14 protein-coding genes and 2 tRNA genes are annotated in these 17,285 nt (G+C 54.3%); 5 read left to right on the top strand and 11 right to left on the bottom strand.

Annotated features, from left to right (window positions below):
* Window positions 1–31: 31 nt before the first annotated feature.
* Genes KFE80_07290 through KFE80_07280 form a run of 3 tightly spaced genes read left to right on the top strand, consistent with a single transcriptional unit; the run spans window position 32 to window position 5,736 of the window.
* Window positions 32–1,348 (top strand): TolC family protein, encoded by a 1,317-nt coding sequence (locus KFE80_07290; protein UTW44210.1) that lies wholly within the window; start codon window positions 32–34, stop codon window positions 1,346–1,348.
* Window positions 1,341–2,609, top strand: a complete 1,269-nt coding sequence (locus KFE80_07285; protein UTW44209.1) for an efflux RND transporter periplasmic adaptor subunit — start codon at window positions 1,341–1,343, stop codon at window positions 2,607–2,609. The genes KFE80_07290 and KFE80_07285 overlap by 8 nt, the downstream gene beginning before the upstream one ends.
* Window positions 2,602–5,736: an efflux RND transporter permease subunit gene (locus KFE80_07280; GenBank protein ID UTW44208.1), complete on the top strand. Its 3,135-nt coding sequence runs from the start codon at window positions 2,602–2,604 to the stop codon at window positions 5,734–5,736. Before KFE80_07285 ends, KFE80_07280 begins: the two co-directional genes overlap by 8 nt.
* A gap of 135 nt (window positions 5,737–5,871) precedes the next feature.
* On the opposite strand, the gene KFE80_07275 is transcribed toward KFE80_07280, so the two are convergent.
* The 11 genes from KFE80_07275 to KFE80_07225 all read right to left on the bottom strand — a co-directional run bounded on the left by KFE80_07275 (window position 5,872) and on the right by KFE80_07225 (window position 14,566).
* Window positions 5,872–5,948 (bottom strand) — tRNA-Met (locus tag KFE80_07275).
* A gap of 94 nt (window positions 5,949–6,042) precedes the next feature.
* Window positions 6,043–6,951, bottom strand: a complete 909-nt coding sequence (locus tag KFE80_07270) for a DMT family transporter (GenBank protein UTW44207.1) — start codon at window positions 6,949–6,951, stop codon at window positions 6,043–6,045.
* A gap of 74 nt (window positions 6,952–7,025) precedes the next feature.
* A complete protein-coding gene (locus KFE80_07265; protein UTW44206.1) occupies window positions 7,026–7,454 on the bottom strand; it encodes a DedA family protein in 429 nt (142 codons plus the stop codon).
* Between the two features lie 47 nt (window positions 7,455–7,501).
* Window positions 7,502–8,593: a redox-regulated ATPase YchF gene (gene ychF, locus KFE80_07260; protein UTW44205.1), complete on the bottom strand. Its 1,092-nt coding sequence runs from the start codon at window positions 8,591–8,593 to the stop codon at window positions 7,502–7,504.
* A 58-nt stretch (window positions 8,594–8,651) separates the two neighbouring features.
* Entirely contained in the window at window positions 8,652–9,233 is a 582-nt protein-coding gene (gene pth / locus KFE80_07255; protein ID UTW44204.1) for an aminoacyl-tRNA hydrolase, read from the bottom strand.
* Between the two features lie 34 nt (window positions 9,234–9,267).
* The gene (locus KFE80_07250) at window positions 9,268–9,936 is read right to left on the bottom strand and encodes a 50S ribosomal protein L25/general stress protein Ctc (GenBank protein UTW44203.1); all 669 of its coding nucleotides are present in this window, start codon (window positions 9,934–9,936) and stop codon (window positions 9,268–9,270) included.
* A gap of 115 nt (window positions 9,937–10,051) precedes the next feature.
* Complete coding sequence (locus tag KFE80_07245) at window positions 10,052–10,996, bottom strand: ribose-phosphate pyrophosphokinase (protein ID UTW44202.1); 945 nt, start codon at window positions 10,994–10,996, stop codon at window positions 10,052–10,054.
* Between the two features lie 78 nt (window positions 10,997–11,074).
* Window positions 11,075–11,150: transfer RNA gene (locus tag KFE80_07240), tRNA-Gln, on the bottom strand.
* 29 nt (window positions 11,151–11,179) lie between these two features.
* Window positions 11,180–12,022, bottom strand: coding sequence for a 4-(cytidine 5'-diphospho)-2-C-methyl-D-erythritol kinase (gene ispE, locus KFE80_07235; GenBank protein UTW44201.1), 843 nt, complete (start codon window positions 12,020–12,022; stop codon window positions 11,180–11,182).
* Window positions 12,023–12,155: 133 nt separating this feature from the next.
* Window positions 12,156–12,746: an outer membrane lipoprotein LolB gene (gene lolB / locus KFE80_07230; GenBank protein UTW44200.1), complete on the bottom strand. Its 591-nt coding sequence runs from the start codon at window positions 12,744–12,746 to the stop codon at window positions 12,156–12,158.
* Window positions 12,747–12,748: 2 nt separating this feature from the next.
* A complete protein-coding gene (locus tag KFE80_07225; protein UTW44199.1) occupies window positions 12,749–14,566 on the bottom strand; it encodes a tetratricopeptide repeat protein in 1,818 nt (605 codons plus the stop codon).
* A gap of 169 nt (window positions 14,567–14,735) precedes the next feature.
* On the opposite strand from KFE80_07225, the gene KFE80_07220 reads away from it, so the two are divergent.
* Entirely contained in the window at window positions 14,736–16,010 is a 1,275-nt protein-coding gene (locus tag KFE80_07220) for a glutamyl-tRNA reductase (GenBank protein UTW44198.1), read from the top strand.
* 12 nt (window positions 16,011–16,022) lie between these two features.
* Entirely contained in the window at window positions 16,023–17,108 is a 1,086-nt protein-coding gene (prfA, locus tag KFE80_07215) for a peptide chain release factor 1 (GenBank protein ID UTW44197.1), read from the top strand.
* Window positions 17,109–17,285: the final 177 nt, after the last annotated feature.

Raw genomic sequence — 17,285 nt, 5'->3', positions numbered from 1 at the left:
CTAATGGCCAGCATCCTTGTCGGGAGCTGTTATGACGTTTTTACTTAAATGCGGCGCCGCATTGGCGTTCGCTATTGGTTTGCTGCCAGCCGCTATTGCCGAGACTTCTCTAAGTCTTGAGCGTGCAATCACATTAGCCCAGGAAAATGATCCCTGGTTATCCGGGAGTTATTACCGCGAGCAAGCCGGTGACGCTCGCAGCGTGTCTGCCGGAGCACTGCCGGGTCCGAGGGTATCTCTGGGCTTTGCTAACCTGCCAGTGGATACTTTCGATGTTAATCAGGAACCCATGACTCAGTTTCGCGTGGGTGTAAGCCAGGTTTTCCCCCGAGGAAAAACGCTTTCCTTGCGGCGGCAAGAACTTAGAGAGCAGAGTCAGCGGCAGCCCTATATGCGTCAGGATCGTCGCGCTCAGATTGCCTTGTCCGTTACTCGTCTTTGGCTGGAAGTTTATCGTCACCGCGATACGATCCGTCTGATTGAGAAAGACCGCGCGCTGTTTGAACATTTGGTCGATGTCGCCCAGTCGAGTTATACCAGTGCGGTGGATAAAACTCGCCAACAGGATTTGGTGCGAGCCCAGCTTGAATTAACCCGGCTTGAAGACCGGTTGACGGTGTTGCACGAACAACAGGAAATATCTCGAGCCCAGCTCGGTGAATGGTTGTCGGGCTCAATTGAGCACAACTACCTACTGAGTGTCGATTTGCCCCAAATCACTCAAGCCCATCAGGCAATACTGGGCAGTGACAGGGCGCAGATTCTGCCCCGCCTTATCGCTCACCCGGTTATTAAAACCCTGGATCAGCAGGTTATTGCCAGCCAAACAGCCATTAAGCGGGAGCGCCAAAAATACAAACCACAATGGGGCATCGATGCCAGTTATGGTTATCGCGATGACGACCCGCTGGGCAATGATCGCAGTGATTTCTTCTCGGTGGCGTTGACGTTTGATGTGCCTATATTTACTGGTAACCGCCAGGACAAAAATGTTGAAGCGGCCACTGCGACAACAGAGGCGTTGAAAACCGATAAGGCTTTGGCGCTGCGCGCTCTGCGTGCGCAATTTGAAGCCGCCAGGGCACGCTGGGAGCGCCTTAATCAGCGCAAGAAACTTTACGAAGCGCAGCTGCTGCGGGAAATCCACGATCAGGCCGAAGCCGCGCTAACCGCCTATACCAATGATGTTGGTGATTTCTCTGAAGTGGTGCGTGCCCGCATTGCCGAGCTGAACACCAATATCGACTACTTAAATATCACCATAGACCGACTGCAAACGGTTGCCGAACTCAATTACTTTCTAGTGCCTGCTGGCGGTGATCCTGCTGGAGGACCTTCTTATGAATAAATCACTTTTAGTTGCCATTATCAGTGTGCTGGTGACAGCGGCAACAACTTATTACCTCACCAGGCAGGGTGTGGAGAATGCCAGTGGAGGCGATGCCATGGAGGAAAAAAAGCCCCTTTATTGGGTGGCCCCCATGGACCCCAACTACCGGCGTGACAAACCGGGCCAGTCGCCCATGGGAATGGATTTAATCCCTGTCTATGACGATGCGGTAGCCGGCCAGGACGATGCTGGATTGGTCAGCATATCCCCAACGGTGGTGAATAACCTCGGTGTGCGTACAACACCGGTAAAACGTGGTGCCTTGAATACAACCATTACCACGGTTGGCTACGTGCAATACGACGAGGACCGCTTGATCCATATTCACCCTCGCGTCGAAGGCTGGATTGACAAGCTGTATGTCAAAGCATCTGGTGACCCGGTGAAGCGGGGTGATCCACTGTATTCCCTCTATTCGCCAGAGCTGGTCAATGCACAGGAAGAATTATTGTTAGCACTTAATCGCAAAAACGCACGCCTGATTAAGGCGGCTGAGGACAGGCTTAAAGCGCTGCAAGTTGACGCCGCTGTTATTGCGCAACTCAAGCGCGACCGGGCGGTGAAGCAAAAGCTGACCTTTTATGTCCCGCAAACCGGTGTCGTTGACAACCTGCACATTCGCGAAGGCTTTTTCGTCAAACCGGGTACTACCCTGATGTCCGTGGGTGCACTGGATAGCGTGTGGGTAGAAGCGGAGGTGTTTGAGCGTCAGGCAGTGCTGGTGGAGGTCGGCTCTCCGGTATCAATGACGCTGGATTATTTGCCTGGGCAGCAGTGGCAAGGGCAGGTTGATTACGTGTATCCAACCCTGGACCCGAAAACCCGGACAGCGCGGGTTCGCCTGCGTTTTGCCAACCCGGAAGAGCTATTAAAGCCCAATATGTTTGCGCAGGTCGCTATCCAGGCCTGTCCCAAAACTGATGTATTGGTGGTTCCCAGAGAGGCGGTGATTCGCACGGGCACGCAGAATCGGGTGGTCTTGGCCGTGGGCGAAGGGCGTTTCAAATCGGTGGTAGTCACACTCGGGTATGTTGCGGGGGATATGGTCGAGGTAACGAGTGGGTTAGAGGAAGGCGAGCTTATTGTCACTTCAGCTCAGTTCCTGCTCGACTCTGAGTCCAGCAAAACCGCTGACTTTGCGCGCCTGGAATCTGGTGATGCTGAGAAGCATGACATGGCTGAAATGGATCACGCTCATCATGGAGGCCACCATGATTGAGTCCATTATTCGTTGGTCCGTCAGCAACCGCTTTTTTGTACTGCTGGCGACGGCTATTTTAATCGGTGCCGGGCTGTTTTCGCTGAAAAATACCCCCGTTGATGCCATTCCGGATTTGTCCGATGTGCAGGTTATTATCAAAACCAGCTATCCGGGTCAGGCACCACAGGTTGTGGAAGACCAGGTAACCTACCCATTGACCACCGCCATGCTGTCAGTCCCCGGCGCGGTGACGGTTCGCGGTTATTCCTTTTTTGGTGATTCCTACGTCTACGTCATTTTTGATGACGATACCGATTTGTATTGGGCACGCTCGCGGGTGCTGGAATATTTAAGTCAGGTTGCGCCCTCACTGCCGGGCAATGCCAAGCCCCAGCTTGGGCCAGACGCTACCGGTGTTGGCTGGGTGTATCTGTATGCACTGGTTGACCGCACCGGCCAACACGACATCAGCCAGTTGCGCTCGATTCAGGACTGGTTCCTGAAGTACGAGCTGCAAACCGTTCCAGGTGTTTCTGAAGTTGCTGCTGTGGGTGGCATGGTTAAGCAGTATCAAGTGACGGTTAACCCGGAAAAGCTGCGTGCATATGGCATTCCCCTTGCGCACATTCAAACAGCGATCAAACGGGCCAATCAGGAAGTGGGCGCATCGGTGGTGGAGATGGCGGAAGCCGAATATATGGTGCGCGCGTCCGGCTATATCCAAGGTAAAGAAGACCTGGTTAGCATTCCTTTGGGGGTTAATCACAAAGGAATACCCATTCGCCTTGGCGACATCGCCGATATTACCCTCGGCCCGCAAATGCGCAGAGGCATTGCCGAACTGAATGGTGAAGGAGAAACCGTGGGTGGTGTGGTTGTGATGCGCTTTGGTGAAAATGCCCAGGAAACGATTGAGGGCGTCAAAAAGAAACTGGCTAGTCTGAAGCAAGGGCTGCCGGATGGCGTCGAGATTGTGACTGTATACGACCGTTCCGGCTTAATCGAACGTGCCGTAGACAACCTCTGGCACAAGTTACTGGAAGAGCTGGCGATGGTTGGCTTGGTCTGTCTCGTTTTTTTGTTACACCTACGTTCCTCTTTAGTCGCGATGATCAGTTTGCCCATCGGTATCCTGACGGCATTTGTGGTGATGTACTTTCAGGGTTTGAACGCAAATATTATGTCGTTGGGGGGTATCGCCATTGCCATTGGTGCAATGATCGATGGTGCTATTGTGCTGATCGAAAATATGCACAAGCACATGGAACGCCAGCAAGTGACGAATAAGAACCGTTGGCAGATCGTTGCTGATTCTGCGGCAGAAGTGGGGCCGGCGCTGTTTTTCAGTCTGCTGATTATTACGGTTAGTTTCCTCCCGGTATTCACTCTGGAAGCCCAGGAGGGCCGAATGTTCTCGCCGTTGGCCTTTACCAAAACCTATGCCATGGCTGCCGCTGCAGCACTGGCTGTGACACTGGTGCCGGTGCTGATGGGCTATTTTATTCGCGGCCATGTGCGCAAAGAACAGGATAATCCCGTCAATCGCTTTCTTGTGCGTACTTATCGGCCGCTGCTTAAAGTCGTGTTGAGCCGCCCTAAAACCACGCTGGCTGTCGCCTTGCTGATAGTTGTGAGTAGCTTCTGGCCTGCACAAAAAATCGGCAGTGAGTTTATACCGCCACTGGATGAAGGTGATTTAATGTATATGCCGACAACCTACCCCGGTATTTCTATCGGTAAAGCGCGGGAGTTACTGCAACAAACTGATAAGTTGATTCGCATGGTACCGGAAGTTGAAACTGTGTTCGGCAAAATTGGCCGTGCCGAGAGCGCTACCGACCCGGCACCGCTGACCATGATAGAAACTTTTATCCAACTAAAGGATAAAAGTGAATGGCGTCCCGGGGTTACATCGCAATCGCTAAAGGAAGAATTGGATGCGCTGGTCAAGCTGCCCGGCCTGACCAATGCCTGGGTGATGCCGATTAAAACCCGCATCGATATGCTGGCCACCGGTATTAAAACCCCCGTCGGTATCAAAATTGCTGGTGCTGACCTCCAGGTGATTCAGGGCCTCGGTCAACAACTTGAGACGATACTGGCGGACGTGCCTGGTACTGCATCGGTTTATTCTGAGCGAGTGGCTGGAGGGCGCTACATCAAAGTTGATATCAATCGTGAAAATGCAGCTCGCTTTGGCTTGAATATCGCCGATGTTCAACAGGTGGTTGCTTCTGCTGTTGGCGGCATCAATGTGACTCAAACCGTTGAAGGATTAGAGCGTTACCCGGTCAATATTCGCTACCCACAGTCCTACCGCAACTCACCGGAGCAGCTTGAATTACTACCTCTCGTGACTCCTTTAGGCCAGCGAATCGCCTTGGGCGATGTGGCCAGAGTATTTGTTGAAGAGGGGCCACCCATTATCAAAAGTGAAAACTCCCGAGTAAACGGTTGGGTCTTTGTGGACATCGACGGGGTAGATATTGGTCGATACGTTGAGCACGCTATGCAAGTGGTTAACGAACAACTGGACTTGCCACCTGGCTACTCAATCAACTGGTCAGGTCAGTATGAATACATGCTGCGCGCTATGGAAAAGCTGACCTATGTGGTGCCGCTCACGTTGGCTATTATCGTAGTGCTGCTTTATCTGAATTTTCGGCAGTTCACTCCCGTGTTGATATTAATGGGGACATTGCCTATGTCCCTGGTCGGCAGTCTTTGGTTGATGTATTGGCTGGGGTTTAATTTTTCTATCGCAGTAGGCGTAGGCATGATCGCGTTGGCCGGTGTTGCCGTCGAGACGGGCGTCATCATGTTGGTGTATTTGAATCAAGCTTGGCAAGAGCAGCGAGACAAGTTGGTATCTGGCAGTGAAGAAGGGCTGTCCAGTGAAGCACTGTTCGATGCCATATTGAGTGGTGCTTCAGTGCGAGTACGCCCGGTACTGATGACGGCCAGTGCGACGATTGTTGGTTTAATTCCGATTATGCTGGGCTCGGGTACAGGTTCCGAAGTTATGAGCCGCTTGGCTGCACCGATGGTTGGCGGCATGGTCAGCGCCGTATTGTTAACGCTTTTGGTGTTGCCCGTGGTGTTTTATTTGTGGAAGCAAACGCTACCCTCAGAAAAACCAAGGTAATATCTGGCTCAACCCTTGAAGGCAATTATGTCTGGGGGTTCAGTTTGTCTGATGGTGGATCCCATCAGCTTGCGCAAATTTCTCGCATTTGACGCAAACAAAAAGGGCTACCCGTAGGTAGCCCTTTAAAAGATATGGTAGCTATGGCTGGACTTGAACCAGCGACCCCAGCATTATGAATGCTGTGCTCTAACCAGCTGAGCTACATAGCCACAAAGTGTACTTTTCAGTACTCCTGCCTGTCGGCAAGGGCGCGCATTCTCTATGCTTTGCCCGGTTTTGTCAAGCGCCGCTCAAGCGCTGTTGCTACCTGGCAACCACCACGGTCAATGACCCAATTACTACCAGAGCGGCGCCGCTGTAGTTGAGTAGTCCCAGTTGTTCCGGGGTAAACAGTCCCGGCCAGATTTGCAGGCACAGGGGGATAATAAACAGCGTCCAGATCGGTACGGTGGTGAGCGTGGCACTGACTTTGGTGGCCTGCCAGTGGTGCAGTGCAGCGGTAAAGCAGCCGTAGGCCACCAGGGTGTTTGCGCCACACAGTACAAGCAATAGCCATTGCCCTGCGCTCAGCTCGGGCACCAGCGGAAAAGAGAAGGGTAGCAAGCTGAGTGCCCCGATAAAGAACACCACTAAATTAAGCTGTTGGGCGTCAATGTGTTTGAGAATACGCTTTTGAACCAGTGCGTAAATCGCCCAAACCAAGGCGGCCACTACGATCAGCAGAATGCCCAGGCCATAATCACCGGGGTCGGCCAGTAACGATTCCAGGCGATGGTGAAAAAACAGCAGCAAGCCGAACACAAAGATTGCACAACCCAACCACTGTCGCGGTGAAAAAGGCTCTTTGTAGAGCAAGATGCTACCCAGAAGGAGCATAACGGGCGCCAGCTGAATCAAGACTTGTGAAGCACTGGGGGTAATGTGGTTAACCCCCCAGGCGAAGAACAGGTAATTGCCCGCCAGCATCAACCCGGCAAAAAGGGTTGCCAGTAACAGCTTGGGTTGCGCCAGCTTTTTCAGATTGTTGTCTTTTTTGCGGAAGCTGAGAATCGCCAGCAGCATAATGCCTGCCATCAGAAAACGGTAAAACGCGGAGCTCGCCGGTGACATATCGCTGAGTATGCCTTTGAGCATAATCGGCAAAATGGCCCACATCAGTGCGGCGCCCAGTGTCAGTGGCAAGCCGATTTTCCAGTTATTGCTATGGGGCATTACGCTTCCTGAGGACAGCCAAGTGAAAAGGGGCGTATTGTAAATCAGCCTTTGTCGGCTGCGGAAAATGCTCGTTAGCCGCTGTGTAAATTCAACGCTACAGCAAGCACCACGCCATAGCGCGCGCCTTTGCCAATGCCCACCAGAATCACAAAGGGCAATAGCCGGGTTTTCATTAGCCCCGCCACAAATGTCAGCGGGTCGCCGACTATTGGTAGCCAGGCAAATAAAAGGGAGGCGGTGCCATATTTTTGAAACCCCGCCTGGGCCCGTTGCAGTTTATCTGGCTTGAAGGGAAACCAGCGGCGATCTTGGAAGTGCAGTAACTTTAGCCCCAAGTACCAGTTCACCACGGCGCCTAGAGTATTTCCTGCAGTGGCGGTGAGCCACAGCCACAGGGGTGAATAGCCTTCAAGAACCAGCGCGCCCAGTAAAACTTCCGAGCCCAGTGGCAACAGGGTGGCGGCGAGAAAGGCTGAGGTGAATAGGGAGAGGTAGGGCATTTGGTGCTGTCATCCTTCGCTGCGCTCAGGATGACAGGGGAAGTAACTTAAACGTTAAATCTGAAGTGCACCACATCGCCATCGTTAACGATGTAGTCTTTGCCTTCCAGGCGCCATTTGCCCGCTTCTTTGGCTCCGGCTTCGCCGTTGTTGGCGACAAAATCGTCGTAGGCCACCACTTCGGCGCGGATAAAGCCTTTTTCAAAATCCGTGTGAATTTTACCGGCGGCCTGGGGAGCGGTGGCACCCAAGGGGATTGTCCAGGCGCGGACTTCTTTTGGTCCGGCGGTAAAGTAGGTGTGCAGGCCCAGCAGTTCGTAGCCGGCGCGAATCACCCGATTCAGGCCCGGCTCTTCCATGCCCAGGTCTTGCAGAAATTCAGCTTTTTCGTCGTCATCCAGCTCAGCGATTTCTGCTTCCAGTTTGTTGCAAATGGCCACGACCACGGCGTTTTCGTCGCCGGCAATCGCTTTGACCTTGTCCAACAGCGGGTTATTGTCAAAACCCTCTTCGTCCACGTTGGCGATGTACATGGTGGGTTTGACGGTGAGCAGAGTTAGCTCTTTGAGCTTATCCAATTCGTCATCGCTGAGACCAAAGGAGCGCAGTGGCTTGGCTTCGTTTAGATGAGGCTGAACTTTTTCCAACAGCGCTTTCATCACGATGGCGTGCTTGTCCTGACCTTTGGCGGCGCGGGTGTAACGTTGCAGGGCGCGCTCCACAGTGTCCAGATCCGCCAGAGCCAGCTCGGTGTTGATTACCTCCACGTCAGCCAGTGGATCGATCTGGCCTTCTACGTGCACCACATTGTCGTCTTCAAAACAGCGTACTACGTGAGCGATGGCGTCGGTTTCGCGAATGTTGGCAAGGAATTTATTGCCCAGTCCTTCGCCTTTGGAGGCGCCGGCGACCAGCCCGGCAATGTCCACAAATTCCATGGTGGTGGGGATGGTCTTCTCCGGCTTGACGATCTCGGCCAGTTTGTCCTGGCGTGGATCGGGAACCATCACCACGCCGGTATTGGGTTCGATGGTGCAGAACGGAAAGTTCTCGGCGTCGATGCCCGCTTTGGTCAATGCGTTAAACAGGGTGGATTTGCCCACGTTGGGCAGGCCGACAATACCGCAGTTAAAGCCCATGTTTTAAAACCTCTGGTCGGACGCCAGGTATCTCATACCTGGCGATATGCTAAACGTCTTACGCAGAATGCAATTCTGTCATCGCCAACTCCCATTTGCCGTCTATTGCCAGGGGCAATGCGCGTAGGGCGTTGTCGATACTGTCGTCTATGTTTTGTTGATCACTTTTACTGGCTTTGCAGAGTACAAAATTAACCACTTCTTTAGCGCTGCCGGGGTGGCCGATGCCAATGCGCAGACGGGCAAAGTCTTTGTTGTTGCCCAGGCTGCTGATGGTGTCTCGCAAACCATTGTGGCCACCATGGCCGCCGCCTTTCTTAAAGCGCGCGGTGCCGGGTGGCAAATCCAGTTCGTCGTGGGCCACCAGAATGGCTTCAGGGGCGATTTGATAAAACCGCGCCATGGCGCTAATGGCCTGGCCGCTGCGGTTCATAAAGGTGGTAGGGATCAACAGACGCACATCTCTGTTGCCGATGCGAATGCGTGCGGTATCACCAAAGAACTTGCTTTCCGGTTTCAGTGTGGCACCGACTTGGCGGCACAGCTCCACAACGAAATCGGCCCCGGCATTGTGACGGGTCCGGTCATATTTTGGTCCGGGGTTTCCCAAACCAACAATCAATTCAACCGGTGCGTCCAATGTCGGGGCCTCTCAGAGGTAACGCTGACAGAGATTACTCTTCGTCAGCTGCCTCGTCTTCGCCAACGGTAGGCACTTCGCCTTCAGCAGGTGCTTCTTCGTCGGTTTCTTCGCTAGCTGCTTTCGGCTTGTTCACTGCAGCGATAGGCAGGTCGTGGTCTTCGCCGTGGGACAGGGCCACAGACTCAACGCCTTTCGGCAGTTTGATGTCAGAAATGTGCAGGCTCTGGCCAACAGCAACTTCTGCCATGTCCACTTCCAGGTACTCTGGCAGGTCGGCAGGCAGACAGCTGATTTCCAGCTCAGTCATGGTGTGAGCAATAATGCCGCCCTCTTGTTTAACGCCAACACAGCTGTCTTCGTTAATGAAGTGCAATGGTACGTTCACAGTCAGGGTGCGCTTGGGGTTTACGCGCAGGAAGTCGGCGTGCAGAACCAGCGGCTTGGCTGGGTGACGCTGAATGTCCTTGAGGATCGCGGGCTGCTCGGTGCCTTCAATATCCAGTGTAATCACGTGGGAGTAAAAGGCTTCGTTCTCCAGGGCTTTGGAAATGTCTTTGTGAGGGATGCTGATCATCACTGGCTCACGAACACCACCGTAAACAATACCTGGAATTTCGCCAGCCAGACGGCGTTGGCGGCGGCTCGCACCTTTCCCAACGTCCTGGCGGACCTTAACGCTAAGGGTAAAATCATCAGACATGGTCTGAATCTCCTATTGTGGCTCACCGTTCTCTGCGACCGATTGCGGTGAGGATTTAAAAAATCCCCGCCATTAATGCTATGGCGGGGATGCTTGTACCAGCAAATGGTTGAGCTTACTGCTCAAACATCGCGCTGATGGATTCTTCGTTGTTGATGCGGCGGATGGTTTCCGCCAGCATCGGCGCCAGTGACAGCTGGCGAATTTTGCCCAGTTGAGCGGCTTCTTCGCTCATTGGAATGCTGTTGGTTACTACCAACTCATCCATCTGTGAGCTGGCAATGTTTTCCAGGGCTTTGCCAGACAGCACCGCGTGGGTGGAGTAGGCAACCACTTTTTTGGCACCGTTTTCTTTCAGCGCGTTCGCCGCACCGCACAGGGTGCCGGCAGTGTCGACCATGTCGTCGACCAACAGACAGGTTTTGCCTTCTACTTCACCGATCAAGTGCATCACTTCGGCCACATTGGCCTTGGGGCGGCGCTTGTCGATAATCGCCAGGTCGCAACCCAGCAATTTGGCAGTAGCGCGGGCCCTTACTACGCCGCCGATATCCGGTGAAACCACAATCAGGTCGTCGTAGCGCTGAGTGCGGATGTCTTCCAGCAGAATCGGGGTGCCGAATACGTTGTCCACAGTGCAGTTAAAGAAGCCCTGAATCTGCTCCGCGTGCAGGTCTACCGTTACTACCCGCTCAACACCCACATTGGCGATCATGTCCGCAACCACTTTGGCGCTGATGGGTACGCGAATGGAGCGTACCCGACGATCCTGGCGAGCGTAGCCAAAGTAAGGGATGACGGCAGTTACGATAGAGGCTGATGCACGGCGCAAGGCGTCCGCCATCAGTACCAGTTCCATCAAATTCTTATTGGTGGGCTGGCAGGTAGACTGGACGATAAACACTTCTTTGCCGCGAACGTTCTCGCAGATTTCGATGTTGATTTCGCCGTCGGAAAATTGCGATACCACCGCATTGCCTACAGGCACGCCTAATATAGAGGCGACTTCCGCCGTCAGCTCCGGGTTCGCGTTTCCGGAGAAAACCATCAAGTTGGCCACAGTTAGATCCTTGATAGGTAAATTCTCGGTTGCAACCCCTGCTCGCGTACCTTGCGGGGTTTCTCAGGGAAGAAAAAATGGCAGGGGTAGGAGGACTCGAACCTCCGAATGGCGGCATCAAAAGCCGCTGCCTTAGCCACTTGGCGATACCCCTGCAGATAGCTAACTGTTTGTTGGCAGTTGCTATGGTTGGAAGCGGTTGTCGTAGAGCGGTGACTGATTAACACCTCTGGCTACGAACCCCTGAGTATTTGTTGGCCTTTGTTCCAGTGCTGCCAAGGCAGTTTGCTGGGAGTCAAAACGGGCAAATACACAAGCACCGGTTCCGGTCATTCGAGCATTTTTGTCGTATTTTTGCAGCCATTCCCGTGCATTTCGTACCTCGGGATGCAGCATTTCTACAACTTGCTGGCAGTCATTGCGCCAGCCCTGCTCGAAAGAGGCGCGTATTTTCAGGATTGGGGTGTCCCTTGTCAATGCCTGATGGGAAAAAATTTTGGCGGTTTCCACATGGCAGTTGGGGTGGATCACCAGGAACCAGTCACGGGCGGTTTCAAGAGGCGTTAATTGCTCGCCAATGCCTTCGCCCCAAGCGGTACTGCCGCGCACAAACACCGGTACATCGGCCCCCAGTTTCAGCCCCAGTTGCGCCAGTTGATCCACATCGAGGTTGAGTTGCCACAGGTGGTTGAGGCCCGCCAGTGCGGTGGCTGCGTTGGAACTGCCACCGCCCAGGCCACCTCCCATGGGCAGGCGCTTGGTAAGTTGGATATCTGCACCCAGGGTACAACCGGTGTGCTGCTGCAATAAGCGGGCGGCTTTACAGATTAAATTGTGTTCCAGCGGAACCCCATCAATGGTGGGTGTAATGGTTATTTGGCCATCGTCCCTGCGGCTAAACCCCAGTTCATCGCCGTAATCCAGTAACTGAAACAGGGTCTGCAAGTTGTGATAACCATCGTTCCTGCGCCCGGTAATGTGCAGGAACAGATTAAGCTTGGCGGGGGCGGGGAGGGTAAGAGTCATGGTTGCGAACCATAGCAAAGCTGTGGGCCATCGTCATCGCGAAGGAGCGTAGCGACTGCGGCGATCTCCATCTGCAGATCGCCAATGTCAGGAGATTGCCGCGTCGCTACGCTCCTCGGAATGACGGGGACGCTTACTCAAACTCCCAGCGCTTAATCACCAACTTAAAGCTTAAATCACCTTTGGTGCCGTCAATTTTGCTGGGCAGCAACCATTCACCAGAGTGGCGATAGCGAGAAAATTCCAGTTGCCAGCCATTTTGGCTGAGGTGCTGAAGCATACCTTGTGGGTCGTGGCTTTGTGCGCTGCTAGGGGTTGTTGGGTTGGGGATGCCGCGCACCCAGTAAGTCAGGTCTTCCACGGCCAGCGGAACCCCCAGCAGTTCGGTGGTCAGTTGTTGACTGTTGCCAGCGGCCAGTTGTTCTTTCCCCCGGCGCAGGGTGACTTGCTCGCTGTTGCCTTCTATATAAGTAGTACCAATGCCAAATACGCCGCTGAGTCGCACCTGATAGTCTTGTTGCTGCTGACGCCAACGCAAGGCCGCACTGCCGGAGTCCTGCGGTGAACGGAACGCCAGCTTGCCATTCAGCTGCCATTGATTGAGCCGTTGGTGTTGTTCCATATGCCGTTGCCAATCGCTCAATGGTGCAGTTTGGCGAGGGGTTGTTGAGCAGGCCGCCAGCAGCAACAGCAATGAAGCGGCAATTAGGAATCGGTAATTCACGGTTAGGGTGTGGACTGGTTGTGGCTTACCTGGGTAGCACCCAGCCGCTCCATGGTATCAACAATGTGTTTTGCGCCGGGATTCTTGGCCAGGTTTTCCTGCCATATGGTCAAGGCTTCGGTGCGCTTGCCCAGTTGCCATAACACTTCGCCCAAGTGGGCGGCCACTTCCGGGTCTGGGTAGAGTTCAAAGGCGCGGCTCAGGTAGGGCAGCGCTTCCTCCAACTTTTCCAGACGAAACAGTGCCCAGCCCATGCTGTCGAGAATCGCCGGGTTTTCCGGATCCAACTCCAGGGCTTTGCGGATCAGTTCGTAAGCTTCCGGGTAGTCTGCTGGATCTTTGCTGTTGGTCAGGGAATAGCCCAGTGCGTTGAGGGCGTCTGGGTTGTCCGGTTGCAGGCCGATAACCACACGTAAGTCCTTGTGAGAGCTAGCGGTGTTGCCTTGCTGTTCGTGCAGTAAGGAGCGGTTGTACAGCAGTTCCCAGTTTTGAGGCTCCTTTTCCAGCGCGGTATTGATCAGCGCCATGGCTCTGTCGGTGTGTTGGTTGGCCGCCAACACCGAGGCAATATCCAGGTAAGTGTCGGTGGTTTTCTCCGGGTCTAGGGCCAGCATTTGTTCAATCAGGGCATTGAGGTCGTTATCCCGGTCAGTTTCTGCCAACAGGCGAATCTGGCCAGTGACTGCTTTGCCGTAGTGTTCGCCAGCGGCTACTTTCTGGTAGTTCTCAATGGCGGCGCTGTAATTCTCTTGCGCCTCGTGCACCTGACCCAGCTGGTAGTGGGCGTTGTCTTTCAGTTCGGCGACCTCGACCAAGGTGCCCAAAAGATCTTGCGCTTCATCGTAGAAGCCCAGCTGCGCATTGATCAGTGCCAGTGAATAGCGCAGGCGATGGTCGTCGGGGAATTTCGCCACCAGCTTATCCAGTTCGCTGCGGCTGCGTTGCAAGTCTTTCTCCGCCCATTGGCGAGCCAGTTGCAAGCGCAGGCGTTTGCTGTCCGGGTAGGCTTCAACGCGGTTTTGCAAAAACTCGAGTGTTGCTTCCAGGCCGTCCTGTTGCAGGGTGGCATTGGCGATCAGTATCAGTGCGGAGTCGCGCTCGGTGTCTGGTTCCAGAATGTTGCTGGCCCGTGCAATAGCGGCCTTATAGTCCTCGGCCAATATCATCAGGTTTGCATCCAGCAACGCGATTTGAGGATGATCGGCCAAATCGTTAAAGGGGCCATCGGCAATCAGCCGGGTGAGCTCGCTGTGCAGCTGCTGGCGCTGCTGATCGGTAGTGTCTTCAGCGCGAATCAGCCGGGCAACGGCGTAAATGGCTTCTTTGTCGTCTTGGCGCAGAGCGGTGAGTGCGTGAGGCAGCGCCTCAGGCAGTTGTTTGGCGTAAGCCAGGTAGTAACCGGCAATGCGATTGGCTTCCGGGCTTTGCGGTTCCAGCTCTGCCCATAATTTGGAGAGCTCAAGAGCTTGTTGTGGGGCATTGAGTTGCACCGCCAACCAAGTGGCCTGTGCCGCCAGCCCAGGGTCGCGGGTGGCCAAGGCCTGTTTGCGGTAGCGATTCAGCTGCAACCCGTATTGTTGGTTAGCACCGGCAAAGTCTGCCACCAGTAGGTCGAACAGGGTTTCCGGCTCGAATGGTCGCAGCGGCGGTTTGGGGGCTGGGTCAGCGGCTGGCTCGGGTGTGGCTTGCGGTGCGGCGTCGGCTACGGTTGCTGAATCCTGATGGACGCTGGCACAGCCGGATAGTAGAGATAACAGCACCAGCACTGCGCTGGCCTGCCGCACAATGCGGGTTTTTTGAGGGCCGCTGGGTTTGCTCATGGGTACCGCCTTAAATCAATGTATACCAATAGTGGCACGTTCTATGACCACTGTCACAGCCATTCGGCTCGGTTTTTAGTGATTTTTGTCTCGCCACAGTGCTTGCCCCTTGTGTTTGTTACCTGCAATCACCGAAAATTCACGGTTTCGTCAGCAGTTTGCCTATTCCATGAAATTTCTCGCCCTGGGTATCAATCACCGCACCGCGTCTCTGGACGTGCGTGAGCGGGTGGCCTTTGCCCCGGAACGCATGGTGGCAGCGCTGCAGCAGGCCCGAGACGTTGCTGACCTGGATGAGGTGGTGATTATTTCCACCTGTAATCGCACCGAGGTATACAGCTCCGGCCAGGGGGAAGCCAGCCGCCTGTTGAACTGGTTTGCCGATTACCACTCTTTAACCCAACAGCAGCTGACCAGCTGCCACTATTTATTCAGCGGCAGTGATATGGCCCGCCATATGATGCGGGTGGCCTGTGGGTTGGATTCTATGGTGCTGGGTGAGCCGCAAATCCTCGGCCAGGTGAAGTCTGCATTTGCGGTGGCCCAGGAGGCGGGTACGGTTGGTGGTTCCCTCAACCAGGCGTTTCAGCAGGTGTTTTCGGTGGCCAAGAAAGTGCGTACCGAAACGGCCATTGGTGAAAACCCGGTGTCTGTTGCCTATGCAGCGGTTAACCTGGGGCAGCAGATATTTTCCGACCTCAGTCGCGAACACGCTCTGTTAATCGGTGCCGGTGAAACCATTGAACTGGTGGCTCGCCATCTTCTGGAGAAGGGCGTTGGCGGTATTACTGTGGCCAACCGTACCCTGGAACGTGCTCAGGGCCTGGCTCAGCAGTTTGGCGCTGAAGCAATTTTGCTGTCGGATATTCCCGACCATTTGCACCGTGCGGATATTGTGATTTCTTCCACTGCCAGCCAGTTGCCGATTTTGGGTAAGGGTGCGGTGGAGTCAGCGCTGAAAAAACGCAAGCACCGGCCCATGTTTATGGTGGATATTGCGGTGCCCAGGGATATCGAGCCCCAGGTAGGTCAGCTCAGCGATGTGTATTTGTACACGGTGGATGACCTGCGAGAAGTGATCGATGAAAACATTCGCTCCCGGGAAAGCGCGGCTCTAAAAGCGGAAAAAATTATTGAGCAAGGTGTTGAACAGTGGCAGCGTCAGTTGCGCGGTTTGGATGCAGTGGAAGCCATTCGTGCTTTGCGCTCTTCCACGGAGCAACTGCGTGACGACGAACTGGAAAAGGCCATTAAGGGGCTGCAACGCGGCGACGACCCGGAAGTGCTGTTGCAGCAACTGGCGCGCAACCTTACCAACAAATTTTTGCATCGCCCCACCACTGGCCTCAAGCAAGCGGGCGAAGAAGGGCGCCAGGAACACATTCAGCTGGCGGGCAAACTGTTTGCTCTCGACAGCCATTCATTTAAAAACAATAAAACCTGAATACAAATTGCCATGAAACAAAGCATTCTCGACAAACTGGAACACCTGATGGAACGCTACGAAGAAGTGGGGATTTCCCTGGGCGATCCGGATGTGATTGGCGATCAAAAAAAGTTTCAGGCGTTGAGTCGCGAGTACGCCGAGCTGGAGCCGGTGGTAAAAAGCTATGGTCGTTACCAGCAGGTATTGGCGGACATCGACGAAGCTAAAGCCATGCTCAAGGACGCCGACCCGGATATGCGGGAAATGGCTCAGGAAGAATTGAAGCAGGGTGAGGCAGCGCTGGAGCCGTTGGAAACCGAGCTGCAAAAACTGCTGCTGCCCAAAGACCCCAACGACGACAAAAACGTGTTCCTGGAAATTCGCGCTGGCACTGGTGGTGACGAAGCGGCGATTTTTTCCGGCGATTTGTTTCGCATGTACTCCCGCTACGCGGAACTGCAGGGCTGGCGCATCGAAATGATCAGCGCCCGCGACGGTGAGCACGGCGGTTTTAAAGAAGTGATCAGTCGCGTTGTCGGGGCCGGTGCTTACTCCAAACTGAAGTTTGAGTCCGGTGCCCACCGGGTGCAGCGAGTACCGGAAACCGAATCTCAAGGGCGCATTCACACCTCCGCTTGCACCGTGGCAATTTTGGCGGAAGCGGACGCGCTGGATGCCATCGAAATCAACCCGGCGGAGCTGCGCATTGATACCTTTCGCGCCTCCGGTGCCGGTGGCCAGCACGTCAACAAGACCGACTCGGCTATTCGCATTACCCACCTGCCCACTGGCGTAGTGGTGGAGTGCCAGGACGAACGTTCCCAGCACAAAAACAAAGCCAAGGCGTTGGCGCACTTGCAGTCGCGTCTGCAGCAGGCCCAGGAAGAAGCCGCTGCCAAAGAGCAGTCCGACACCCGTCGCTTGTTGGTGGGCAGTGGTGATCGCTCCGAGCGGATTCGCACCTACAACTACCCCCAAGGCCGAGTCACCGACCACCGCATCAATCTGACGCTCTATAAATTAGACGAAATTATGCAAGGCAAATTGGAAGAAGTGGTGCAACCGTTGGTGACGGAATATCAAGCGGATCAACTGGCGGCGTTGGCGGGGGAATAAGTGCTGCGAGTTTCGGGCTGCGGGTTGCGAGCAGATCGAGGGTAGTTGGTACTTTGAGTATTACTCGCCATTGCGAGCCGCGAAGAGGTGCGGCAATTTTCTGACTTCGGAGTGCTCGGTTGGAAATCACCGCGTTTCGTTTGCGATGATGGAAAGTTAAAATTTTTAATTTATTCT

The sequence above is a fragment of the bacterium SCSIO 12696 genome, assembly GCA_024397955.1.
In the GTDB taxonomy this organism is placed as follows: Bacteria; Pseudomonadota; Gammaproteobacteria; order Pseudomonadales; family Porticoccaceae; genus SCSIO-12696.
This window is presented reverse-complemented; position numbering and strand designations above follow the sequence as displayed.

Excerpts from the sequence above, each read along its gene's own strand:
- KFE80_07290 (UTW44210.1), top strand. The coding sequence starts at position 32 with ATGACGTTTTTACTTAAATGCGGCGCCGCATTGGCGTTCGCTATTGGT.
- KFE80_07285 (UTW44209.1), top strand. The coding sequence starts at position 1,341 with ATGAATAAATCACTTTTAGTTGCCATTATCAGTGTGCTGGTGACAGCG.
- KFE80_07280 (UTW44208.1), top strand. The coding sequence starts at position 2,602 with ATGATTGAGTCCATTATTCGTTGGTCCGTCAGCAACCGCTTTTTTGTA.
- KFE80_07270 (UTW44207.1), bottom strand. The coding sequence starts at position 6,951 with ATGCCCCATAGCAATAACTGGAAAATCGGCTTGCCACTGACACTGGGC.
- KFE80_07265 (UTW44206.1), bottom strand. The coding sequence starts at position 7,454 with ATGCCCTACCTCTCCCTATTCACCTCAGCCTTTCTCGCCGCCACCCTG.
- ychF (UTW44205.1), bottom strand. The coding sequence starts at position 8,593 with ATGGGCTTTAACTGCGGTATTGTCGGCCTGCCCAACGTGGGCAAATCC.
- KFE80_07250 (UTW44203.1), bottom strand. The coding sequence starts at position 9,936 with ATGTCTGATGATTTTACCCTTAGCGTTAAGGTCCGCCAGGACGTTGGG.
- ispE (UTW44201.1), bottom strand. The coding sequence starts at position 12,022 with ATGACTCTTACCCTCCCCGCCCCCGCCAAGCTTAATCTGTTCCTGCAC.
- KFE80_07225 (UTW44199.1), bottom strand. The coding sequence starts at position 14,566 with ATGAGCAAACCCAGCGGCCCTCAAAAAACCCGCATTGTGCGGCAGGCC.
- KFE80_07220 (UTW44198.1), top strand. The coding sequence starts at position 14,736 with ATGAAATTTCTCGCCCTGGGTATCAATCACCGCACCGCGTCTCTGGAC.
- prfA (UTW44197.1), top strand. The coding sequence starts at position 16,023 with ATGAAACAAAGCATTCTCGACAAACTGGAACACCTGATGGAACGCTAC.